Source organism: uncultured Brachyspira sp., assembly GCF_934747485.1.
Lineage (GTDB): Bacteria > Spirochaetota > Brachyspiria > Brachyspirales > Brachyspiraceae > Brachyspira.
The window spans coordinates 1-3,040 of the sequence record NZ_CAKVGN010000120.1 but is presented as its reverse complement, the minus strand read 5'-3'; the positions used below and the strand labels follow the sequence as shown (position 1 = coordinate 3,040).

2 protein-coding genes are annotated in these 3,040 nt (G+C 28.7%); both read left to right on the top strand.

Going from position 1 to position 3,040, the window contains the following annotated elements; all coding sequences use genetic code 11:
• Positions 1-289 precede the first annotated feature (289 nt).
• Positions 290-1,375: a cell surface protein gene (locus Q0H31_RS13035; RefSeq protein ID WP_295298880.1), complete on the top strand. Its 1,086-nt coding sequence runs from the start codon at positions 290-292 to the stop codon at positions 1,373-1,375.
• Between the two features lie 62 nt (positions 1,376-1,437).
• On the top strand, positions 1,438-2,793 hold the full coding sequence (locus tag Q0H31_RS13030; RefSeq protein WP_295298879.1) for an NAD(P)H-dependent oxidoreductase: 1,356 nt from the start codon (positions 1,438-1,440) through the stop codon (positions 2,791-2,793).
• The last annotated feature ends 247 nt before the right edge of the window (positions 2,794-3,040 follow it).

The following is a 3,040-nucleotide window of genomic DNA, read 5'->3' as shown; positions in this document are numbered from 1 at the left end:
ATTATGATACACCTATGCTATACTTTAAGAAATTAAGGAATTCCTAACTGCAATATGTCTGGCTCCTGTGCAAAAAAAATATTTATTACAATTTAATTTTATTAGAAAATATTTTATATTTAATTATAACATAACTATTTAAATAATTTCATAACTAACAAAATATTAAAACTATAGCTTATTCAATATTTTTTTACAAAACTAAAAATAAAATTGCCATAGGCTTGAAAAAAAAAATCTTATATTATAAACTACTATATAATTTAAAATGAGAGAGCGGATATTAAAGATGAAAAAAATTATTACAGCACTACTATTTATTTTAAGTATTAATGTATTTGCAATTGATGATATATTAGATAAAGATAATATGCATAATCTTATAGACGGAGTAAACTCTACAAGAGCAGGTAGTGATAGAATAAGCACAATTTATAATTTTTCACCGCTTATGAATCATAATACACCTTTTAAACTTGGTGTTTCTATATTAGATTTAAGATACATGTTTGATAATACAATAACAAACTCTCAAGGAGAGCAGAATTTTGCAATAGCTCCTAAAGGTTTTATTGGTTTAAGCTATGGCATATTTGGCATAGGCTATCAATTTAATTTGTACAATAATTTAAATGAAAAAAATGCCCCTATAATATCCACACACTCTGCATCTTTTGGCTTGGCAACAGATAAATACAGACTATCAGTCCCTATATCTTTTGGAGTTGCTGATGGAAGCCGTTATGGGGCAAAATTAGCTATAAGCACTACTCCTAAATTTTCATTTTTATTTAGAGGAGGCTTATTAGATGAGTTTACTATATCATTACACTACGGCATACAATTATCTTCTATAACAAACAACATTACAGATACTTCTGTTGCTCCTATGGTGATAGGCGGAAGCTTATACGGCACTGTTATGCTTTCAAGATTTGACAGTGCTCCGGTACAAATAAGCTTGCCTATAAAACTTGCCTTCTATTATGGTATAAAGAGCAGATGGGCTACTATTGATGCTGCTTATGCTGAAGATATGCTATTTAATTATTTATACAACGATGACGGAGAGCGTGCTACAGACAGTATGCGTTTTTATATAATGCTTCCTGCAAAATTCGAATCCAAACTCGGAGCTTTATATTATTATATAATGCCAAGACTCATGTTTGAAGGAAATATTTATAAAACTACAGGTTTATACAAACTCTATTACGGAATAGAGGGTGAGCTTCAAGTTACCCTAATAGAAAATCTCACATTCGGTCTTACTGCTTATGCTGATGGTCAGGGTTTAATGCGTAAAGACAGAGATTTTGAAATTAATAATGCTTTTGGTGCTGGGTTAGACATTTGGGGTATATGGAGATACTAATATTGTAATTTTCATTTAATAAAATATAATACTCTCTAACAAAAAAATAGGGAGTATTATAAATGAATATTTTAGTTATAAATGGAAGCCCTAAGGGAAACAACAGTATCACTTTACAAACATTACTTTTTTTAGAAAAATCTTTTGAAAATCATAAATTCTCTTATTTAAATGCTGCTCAAAAATTAAGATACTACGAAAAAAACTTTAATGAAGCAGAAAAAGAAATCAATAAAGCAGATATAATAATATTTGCCTACCCTGTATATACTTTTTTAGTACCATATCAACTTCATAGATTTATAGAATTATTAAAAGAAAGCAGTATTGATTTGTCTCAGAAATATGCTACACAAGTATCAACATCAAAGCATTTTTATGATACAACGGCTCATAAGTTTGTAGAAGGAAATTGTTTGGATTTGAATCTTAAATATATAAGAGGCTTTTCTGCCGATATGGACGATTTGCTTACTAAAAAAGGTCAGGAAGAAGCAGTGGCATTTTTTAATTATTTAATATTTTCTGCTCAAAACAATATAAACATAAACTCTAATAATCATAACAATAAAGAAAAAACTAATAATATTTATAAAAGGCAAATTGAAAGCCCTTCGGTTAAAGATGAAAATAAAGATGTTGTTATAGTTACAAACTGTGCTAAAGATGATGCTAATTTAAGAAACATGATAGAAGATTTTAAGGCTATGTTTGATTACAGCACGAGGGAAATAAATATTAGAGAGTATAAATTTCATGGCGGATGTATGGGTTGTTTTGGCTGTGCTATTACGGGTAAATGCGTTTATAAAGACGGTTTTGATGAGTTTTTAAGAAAAGAGATACAAAAGGCTAATGCTATTATTTATGCTTTCACCATAGAAAATCATTATACGCATTCAAGTTTTAAGATTTATGAAGATAGGCAATTTTGCAATGGTCATAGAATGGTTACAGAAGGTATGCCTGTTGGATATATTGTAGCTGGTGATTATGACAGAGAATATAATTTACAAACACTAATTGAAGCTCGATGCGAAGTTGGCGGAAATTTCTTAACTTATGTTGCAAACGACAATAGAAACAACACTTTAGAAGAATTAAAAAAACTTTCCAACACTATGAATTATGCTATAATAAATAAATGTTCCCGCCCAAAAAACTTTTACGGCGTAGGAGGAATGAAAATATTTAGAGATTTAATATATATTATGCAAGGAATAATGAAGGCTGACCATAAATATTATAAAAAGCATAATATTTATGATTTCCCTCAAAAACAAAGAGTAAGAATGCTTCAGATGAAATTAGCAGGATATTTAATGTCTATTCCAAACGTACAAAAAAAGATGCGAGGCAAGATGAACCAATATATATTAATGCCTTATAAAAAAGTAATAGACAAAACTTATAAATAATATATAGAGTTATTAAAAAATTACATATTTTATTTATTTTGTACTATTTATCCACCGGTGTGCGTGCTTTGTAAAAAATAGAGTTCTTTGCTAAAGCATATACTAAATTATAAAAAAACTTTTCACGGTGGGAAAAAATTTTAATATATATTTAAAAAACAAAAAAGGTATATATTGCACAGGAGCCAGACATATTGCAGTTAGGAATTCCTTAATTTCTTAAAGTATAGCATAGGTGTATCATAAT